We start from the raw sequence: 7,583 nt of genomic DNA on the forward strand, positions 1-7,583 counted from the left end.
CAATATACGAAATTTTCGTATTATGAGTAACCTTTTTTATAATGCACTACGGGTATTCTTAATAAAATAGAAACATAGCCACATTTCTTTAAAACAGACTAGTTAACTTATTATTTAATTATCATAAATTTCTAATTTATTAACAAGATTTAATTTATTTTTACGTTTTATACCCAAACCGACATTAATAATATTACAATGAAGAAGATATTTTTACTTTTGTTTTTACCAATTAGTTTCTTTGCATTTTCACAAAGCGTTTTCGAAGCAAAATCGACCACAGACAGAGCTATTGTTGAAAAATTCATCAGAAACAACCCCAATCACCCAGCTGTTCCCGAACTGAAGAAAAGACTCACAACTCTTTCTTATGGAGGATCAACATCATCTTCCGCAAAACCCACAATTACAAAGATGACGGAAAAGAGAATAGAAAAAACGTCTACTGTTGGAACATCTGCTGCAAAAGGACAACCGTCTGCACAAGCAAAAAACACTGCGGCAATCCTTACGAATTTATTCGATAACAACCCCAATAAAAAAGAGGCTGTCATTCAAATTGTCAATAAATCCAAATGTGTCCTTGTGGTAAAAATAAATGGTAAAAAATTCTACAACCTTACAGTTCCGTCCAATGGACAAAATTACATCTTAGTAGAAAAGGGTAATTACAACTTAACCACCTCTATCTGCGATGCAAAATATAATCAAAACAAAGCCATCACAAAAGATATTATCATTACTCTAAATGGAGGATAAGCTATCTCATTTAATAAAAACTAATTTATTGAAATCTCTATTATTAATATTAAGTTCTGTTTTACTTTTTTCTCAGAAAAGAATCGGATTAGACTCTTTACAAACAAAGAATGTCCAAGAGCTTTTGGGGGATGATTATGGAAACATCTATTTATATAAGAATAGAGATCTTAGCTTCACAAAGTATGATTCATTAGGATCTCAATTGGGAAAACTAATGCTGACTTTCCCTTACAAAATCCAAAGCGTCACCAACCCACTCAACATTGTTATGTTTTCTGAAAATGCTCAGGAAATCAAATTTCTAGATCAAAACCTTAACGAAATTCAAAAAATAAATTTAAATTTCGGATTCATAAAGGCTGTTTATGCGGAAGATCTTCAATTCGCTTGGCTTTTAGACGACAGCAACAAGACGCTTTTCCAATACAACTTCCGAAATAGCTCTACAATTAGCTCTTTCCCTTTCAACATCAATCTACAATCTCTGAAAGACTTCCTTGTTTACGATAACAAAGTTTACATTCTTAAAGAGAACTCTTTTGAGGTTTACAATACAAAAGCAACTCTACTCTATTCTTCCCCCATTTCCAATGCAAGAAAACTCCGAAGAAACAATAGCGATATTTTGATTTTTGGAAGCCAAGCAATTCAAATTTTTGATGGAAAAACACTATTCCAAATCTTCAAAAATGAAGGCGCAAAAATTGTGGATAAAAATAATGCAGGTTTTTTGGCACTCATAAAAGACAAGCTTTATCTTTACAGCCAAATAATTGATAACTGATTTTACAAACTTTTCTCTTATCAGTATCAAATAACAATTAATTAGACTTTAAAGAATGCACATCGCTGTTACAGGAAATATCGGAGCTGGAAAAACAACCCTTACAACAATGCTATCCAAGCATTACAACTGGGAAGCACAATTCGAAGATGTTGACCACAATCCCTATTTGGATGATTTTTATGGCGATATGTCAAAATGGAGTTTTGCACTTCAGATTTATTTTTTAGGAAGCAGATTCCGACAAGTAAAAGAAATTCGCGAGAGTGGCAAAAATGTCATCCAAGACAGAACAATCTACGAAGACGCACACATTTTCGCAGAAAACCTAGCTGAGATGAACTTGCTTTCTGAGAGAGATTTTAACAATTATTTATCAGTATTCAACCTGATGAAAGACTTTGTTTCTGCTCCAGATTTGTTAATTTACCTCAGAGCAGACGTTCCAACTTTAGTAAGACAAATCGCCAAAAGAGGACGAGAATACGAAGCCGGAATCAGTATAGATTATCTTTCTAAATTGAATAACAAATATCAAAACTGGATAGAAAATTACAAAGAAGGAAAACTTCTTGTTATAGATGTAGACAACCTAGATTTTGTTGAAAAACCAGAAGACTTCGGCTCTATATTAGAAAGAATAGATGCAGAGCTGAATGGTTTGTTTTAAATCACGAATTAAACTAAAAACTAAGTCATATATTAAGGCTCTTTTTAACGATTTTTTCAAATCACAATACGAGAAGATTTTATTGAAAATGTAAAATTATTCATCAAGAACTAAAGATTTCCAATAAATTACAGATCTTTGAGGCGAAATATTAATTATTAATATTTCAGGTTTAATTTTTAATAATTATTTTAAAATAATTTGTCTGTGTAAAAAATAATCCGTTATTTTGCACTCTCAAATATTCATTAGTCAAAAGAACATCGAGATATGTCAAGAATTTGCCAAATAACAGGTAAGCGTGCAATGGTAGGAAACAATGTTTCTCACGCTAATAACAAAACGAAAAGACGTTTTGAAATTAACTTGCTAGAGAAGAAGTTTTATCTTCCTGAGCAAGAAAAATCAGTAACTCTTAAAGTTTCTGCTCACGGACTTAGAGTTATCAATAAAATTGGAATTGAAGAAGCACTTGAAAGAGCTGCTAGAAATGGATTTATTAAAAACACTACTAAGTAATGGCTAAAAAAGGTAACAGAGTTCAGGTAATTCTAGAATGTACTGAGCATAAAGAAAGCGGTGTAGCAGGAATGTCAAGATACATTACTACAAAAAATAAAAAGAACACTACAGAGAGATTGGAGCTTAAAAAATTCAATCCAGTTCTTAAGAAATATACTGTTCACAAAGAAATTAAGTAATTTATAAAAATATTTTACAATGGCAAAAAAAGTAGTAGCAACACTTCAAGGTGGAGCTGGTTCAAAAAAAATGACAAAAGTAATCAAAATGGTTAAGTCTTCTAAATCAGACGCTTACGTTTTTGAAGAAAAAGTAATGAACGCTGACGAAGTTGAAGGATTTTTGAAAAAATAATTCCTCAATCGAATACAATATAGAAAGCTACTCTTTTTAAGGGTAGTTTTTTTGTTATATTTGCTACTGATAAAATCATTTATCAATTATCATTCATCATCTATATTAATAATGAGTTGGTTTAAAAAAATATTTAAAAAAGAAGATAAAGAAACCCTAGACAAAGGTTTAGAAAAATCTAGCCAAGGTTTTTTTGATAAAATATCTCGCGCTGTTGTAGGGAAAAACACCGTAGATGATGAAGTCTTGGATGACTTAGAAGAAGTCCTTATTGCTTCTGATGTAGGCGCTGAAACGACTATCAAAATCATCAAAAGAATAGAAGATCGAGTTGCAAGAGACAAATATGTCAACGTAAGCGAATTAGATAACATTCTACGTGAAGAAATTTCTGGACTTCTTTTAGACAATCCTCATCTTGACACAGACAATATCGACACAAGCAAAAAACCTTATGTGATAATGGTCGTAGGTGTAAATGGTGTTGGGAAAACCACAACAATTGGAAAATTGGCCAATCAATTCAAATCTCAGGGTTTGAAAGTTGTTCTTGGAGCAGCAGATACTTTCCGTGCAGCAGCTGTAGATCAATTAGTAATATGGAGTGAGCGCGTTGGCGTTCCTATTGTAAAGCAAGAAATGGGATCTGATCCGGCTTCTGTTGCATTTGACACAGTTCAATCTGCAGTTGCGCAGAATGCAGATGTAGTGATTATAGACACAGCAGGAAGATTACATAACAAAATCAACCTAATGAACGAGCTTTCCAAAATAAAGCGCGTAATGCAAAAAGTAATTCCAGAAGCTCCACACGAAGTTTTATTAGTTTTGGACGGCTCCACTGGGCAAAATGCTTTTGAACAAGCAAAACAATTCACAGCAGCTACAGAAGTAACGGCTTTGGCTGTAACCAAACTAGATGGAACTGCAAAAGGAGGTGTTGTAATTGGCATTTCTGATCAATTTCAAATTCCTGTAAAATATATAGGAGTAGGAGAAAAGATGGAAGACCTTCAGATTTTTAATGGTATGGAATTTGTAAATTCATTCTTTAGAAAAAGATAAACAAATCACACTTTTAACATTAAAAATTTTAAACTATGGGTATTTTAACTTGGATTATTTTCGGGCTTATTGCAGGAGCAATAGCAAAAGCCATCCACCCTGGAAAAGATCCTGGAGGATGGATTGTAACAATCATTATTGGAATTTTGGGCGCAATGCTGGGAGGATGGCTTGGATCTACACTACTTAACATAGATGTAACCTCTTTCTGGAGCCCTATGAGTTGGTTACTTGCAATTGGAGGGGCTGTAATTCTATTATTTTTATATAGCATGGTTACAAAGAAGTAGGATAATTTCTTACTATTTACATTAATAAATCAATATCATTAAAAATACATCAGAAAATCTGATGTATTTTTTATTTTATAACAATTAAAACCTCTATATTTGATTAAAATTAAATTTTAAGTATGAAGAAGTTTTTTACTACTCTACTTTCTCTTGGATTAGCTACTAGTGCATTTGCACAATGGAGCCCTACTTCTATGAAAGGAGAAAGTCTGCGTCAAAATGGAGCTACCAGCTTCTACACTGTTGATGTGGATGCAATCCGCACACAATTAACAAGTGCCCAACCAACAGGAAAAGGAAGCAAGCCTGTAATCATTAGTATCCCTACACTAGGTGGCAAAATTGAAAAATTTGCAGTTTACAGCCTACCAGTTGTTGTACAATCTTTGGCCGACAAATACCAATTGGGATCCTATGTTGGGACTGGTGTTGATGATCCAGAAAAATACATTAGATTTTCTGTAGCACCTAACGATTTCCAATCTATGATTATCAAAAACGGTGTTTATGAGTTTGTAGAACCGCAAAACAAAGAAAAAACCGTTTATGGAGTTCATCCAAAAACCAACAAAACTAGCGGTGCAAATGGCTCTTGGTTATGTGAAAGTACAGAGCCTGCTCTTTCGAAAAAACAAATAGACAAACTTGCCAGCGAATCCACTTTTGCTAATGATTCAAAAGACTTTTCAAAATCTTCTGATCAAAAATATAGAACAATGCGTTTGGCAATGTCTGTAAATGGTGAATATACAACATTTCATGGAGGTACTGTTGCAGGCGCTTTGACAGCAATCAACGCAACATTAACTCGTTGTAACGGTATTTTTGAAAATGATTTTGCATTACACTTAATTTTACAAGATTTTCCTGATGTAATTTATACTAATGCAAGTACAGATCCTTACGGTACATCCTTAAGTGGATGGAACCAACAACTACAGACTACTTTAACAAACAATGTTGGTAACGACAATTACGACATTGGTCATATGTTTGGAGCATCTGGAGGTGGCGGAAATGCAGGTTGTATTGGTTGTGTTTGTATTAATCCAACAACAAGTACACCTCTAGGAAAAGGTTCTGGTATCACTTCGCCTGCAGACGGAATCCCTCAAGGAGATAATTTTGATATCGATTATGTTGCTCACGAAATTGGTCATCAATTAGGTGGAAATCATACTTTCTCTATGAGTCTTGAAGGAACTGGACAAAACGTAGAACCTGGATCTGGATCCTCTATCATGGGTTATGCTGGGATTACGGGAGCCACTGATTTACAAGATCATTCTGATCCTTATTTCCATATCAATAGTATTATTCAGATTCAGAACAATCTTACATCTAAGACTTGTGATATAGAAACGCCTATTACAAATCAACCTCCTACGATTGTTGCTATGGCGAATGTTACAATTCCAAAAAGTACAGCTTTTGTTCTAACAGCACAAGCTACAGATCCGGAAGGCAATCCAATTACATATGGCTGGGATCAAACCGATAGCGCAACCACTCCAACTACAATTGCTAATTTAGGAAACAACACCAATGGTCCAACTTTTAGATCTTGGAACCCTACTACAAGCCCAACAAGATATTTCCCTAAGCTAGAAACAGTTCTAGCCGGAAACTTAAAAAGCACAACAGATTGGGAAGCTGTTTCTACTGTAGCTAGAACAACTAATTTTAAAGTAACTGTAAGAGATAACAATCCTGATGTTGCACAACAACAGACTCAATATGCAACGCAAAGAGTGATTGTAGGTGCTGCAGGACCATTTAAAATAACATCTTCAAAAGTTTACAACAACGCTACTGGTGCATTCACTTGGGATCCAGTTGGAACAACTGCTGCTCCTTATAACGTAACCGATGTCAAAATTGATTATACAACGGACAACGGCGCAAGCTGGACAGTTTTAGCAGAATCTACTCCAAATGACGGAACTGAAGAAATAAGTTTTTCAAGTTTTCCTACAAACACAGTACTAACTGTAAGAGTCTCTGCTATAGGAAACGTTTTTTACGCGGCAAGTAAAGTAACGGTTTCTGCAATGGTCAACTGCGACGGTACCGCACCTGCAGGATTAGCAACTTCGGCTATTACCCAAACAAGTGCAAAAATAGATTGGGACGCTGTAGCTAATGCAACATATTCTGTAAGATATAAAAAAGCAAGCGAGACTAGCTGGACCGTTGTAAATGATATCGCAACCAATACTTACAATATTACAGAATTAGAAGAAGACACAAATTACGATGTAGAAGTTGCTGCAGTTTGTAGCGGAACTACAGGCGCTTATGCTAATGAAACATTCAAAACTTTAGGACTTATATATTGTACAGTTTCTTCTAGTAATGCTGGAGACGAATATATCTCAAAAGTTGTGGTAACACCAGCAAACAACGGTACCGTTATGACTAGTACTTCTGGAGCTAGTACTTATACAGATTACAGCGCAGATAACACAAGATTAGTTCAGTTAACTAAAGGATCTACTGGAAATACAATAGCAGTAACCAAAGCTTGGACAGGAGCAACTTATAGTGAAGCAGTTGCTGTTTGGATTGATTTTAACAGAGATGGAACTTACGACGCTTCTGAAAAAGTAATGACTAGCGCACCTAGCACCACGGCTACTGTTACATCTACTTTTGCAGTTCCAGAAACCGCATACAGCGGAGATAAAACACTCGGAATGAGAGTAATTATGAGATACAATACTGCGCCAACAGGCCCATGCGCATCTTACACTTATGGTGAAGTTGAAGACTATGCAGTTAAAATTTCTGAAACTCTAGCAGTAACAGATGTTAAGAAAAATAACATTAGTGTTTATCCAAACCCAGCAACAGATTTCATCAACATCTCTAATATCTCTTCTAAAACTAATTATGAAATCTACTCTGTAGGCGGACAATTGGTTAATCAAGGAACTACAGATGGAAAAGTAAACGTTTCTAAATTAGTAAAAGGAATTTACATAATCTCTGTAGAAGTTAATGGAGAAAAATCTCAAACTAAATTCATCAAAAACTAAAACTTAGTTTATTGAATAACAAAAACACCCCGAATCAATGATTGGACTGCCCCCAAAAAGTTATACACTTTTTAGGGGCATTTTTTATGAGAAGA

Annotated in this window: 9 protein-coding genes; all 9 read left to right on the plus strand. The window is 34.6% G+C overall.

Features of this window, described 5'->3' with window-relative positions:
• The first annotated feature begins 198 nt into the window (after positions 1-198).
• The 9 genes from RTY06_RS16095 (at position 199) to RTY06_RS16135 (ending at position 7,488) form a co-directional block, all read left to right on the plus strand.
• Positions 199-759 (plus strand): DUF6759 domain-containing protein, encoded by a 561-nt coding sequence (locus tag RTY06_RS16095; protein ID WP_312825988.1) that lies wholly within the window; start codon positions 199-201, stop codon positions 757-759.
• Between the two features lie 28 nt (positions 760-787).
• Complete coding sequence (locus RTY06_RS16100) at positions 788-1,546, plus strand: hypothetical protein (RefSeq protein ID WP_312825989.1); 759 nt, start codon at positions 788-790, stop codon at positions 1,544-1,546.
• 55 nt (positions 1,547-1,601) lie between these two features.
• Positions 1,602-2,216: a deoxynucleoside kinase gene (locus RTY06_RS16105; protein ID WP_312825990.1), complete on the plus strand. Its 615-nt coding sequence runs from the start codon at positions 1,602-1,604 to the stop codon at positions 2,214-2,216.
• A 270-nt stretch (positions 2,217-2,486) separates the two neighbouring features.
• Positions 2,487-2,735, plus strand: a complete 249-nt coding sequence (gene rpmB / locus RTY06_RS16110) for a 50S ribosomal protein L28 (RefSeq protein WP_027384734.1) — start codon at positions 2,487-2,489, stop codon at positions 2,733-2,735.
• Positions 2,735-2,917, plus strand: coding sequence for a 50S ribosomal protein L33 (gene rpmG, locus RTY06_RS16115; RefSeq protein WP_027384735.1), 183 nt, complete (start codon positions 2,735-2,737; stop codon positions 2,915-2,917). Before rpmB ends, rpmG begins: the two co-directional genes overlap by 1 nt.
• A 19-nt stretch (positions 2,918-2,936) precedes the next feature.
• Positions 2,937-3,092 carry a DUF4295 family protein gene (locus RTY06_RS16120; protein WP_074232947.1) on the plus strand — a complete coding sequence of 52 codons (156 nt, stop codon included), beginning with the start codon at positions 2,937-2,939 and terminating at the stop codon, positions 3,090-3,092.
• 111 nt (positions 3,093-3,203) lie between these two features.
• A complete protein-coding gene (ftsY, locus tag RTY06_RS16125) occupies positions 3,204-4,157 on the plus strand; it encodes a signal recognition particle-docking protein FtsY (protein WP_116035154.1) in 954 nt (317 codons plus the stop codon).
• A gap of 35 nt (positions 4,158-4,192) precedes the next feature.
• Positions 4,193-4,447, plus strand: coding sequence for a GlsB/YeaQ/YmgE family stress response membrane protein (locus RTY06_RS16130; protein WP_312825991.1), 255 nt, complete (start codon positions 4,193-4,195; stop codon positions 4,445-4,447).
• Between the two features lie 122 nt (positions 4,448-4,569).
• A complete protein-coding gene (locus RTY06_RS16135) occupies positions 4,570-7,488 on the plus strand; it encodes a reprolysin-like metallopeptidase (protein WP_312825992.1) in 2,919 nt (972 codons plus the stop codon).
• Positions 7,489-7,583 lie beyond the last annotated feature (95 nt).

This window comes from Epilithonimonas sp., assembly GCF_032055105.1.
Taxonomy (GTDB): Bacteria; Bacteroidota; Bacteroidia; order Flavobacteriales; family Weeksellaceae; genus Epilithonimonas.

Bases quoted from the DNA above. Each gene is read 5' to 3' on its own strand.
- RTY06_RS16095 (WP_312825988.1), top strand. From the start codon at position 199: ATGAAGAAGATATTTTTACTTTTGTTTTTACCAATTAGTTTCTTTGCA.
- RTY06_RS16105 (WP_312825990.1), top strand. From the start codon at position 1,602: ATGCACATCGCTGTTACAGGAAATATCGGAGCTGGAAAAACAACCCTT.
- rpmB (WP_027384734.1), top strand. From the start codon at position 2,487: ATGTCAAGAATTTGCCAAATAACAGGTAAGCGTGCAATGGTAGGAAAC.
- rpmG (WP_027384735.1), top strand. From the start codon at position 2,735: ATGGCTAAAAAAGGTAACAGAGTTCAGGTAATTCTAGAATGTACTGAG.
- RTY06_RS16120 (WP_074232947.1), top strand. From the start codon at position 2,937: ATGGCAAAAAAAGTAGTAGCAACACTTCAAGGTGGAGCTGGTTCAAAA.
- ftsY (WP_116035154.1), top strand. From the start codon at position 3,204: ATGAGTTGGTTTAAAAAAATATTTAAAAAAGAAGATAAAGAAACCCTA.
- RTY06_RS16130 (WP_312825991.1), top strand. From the start codon at position 4,193: ATGGGTATTTTAACTTGGATTATTTTCGGGCTTATTGCAGGAGCAATA.
- RTY06_RS16135 (WP_312825992.1), top strand. From the start codon at position 4,570: ATGAAGAAGTTTTTTACTACTCTACTTTCTCTTGGATTAGCTACTAGT.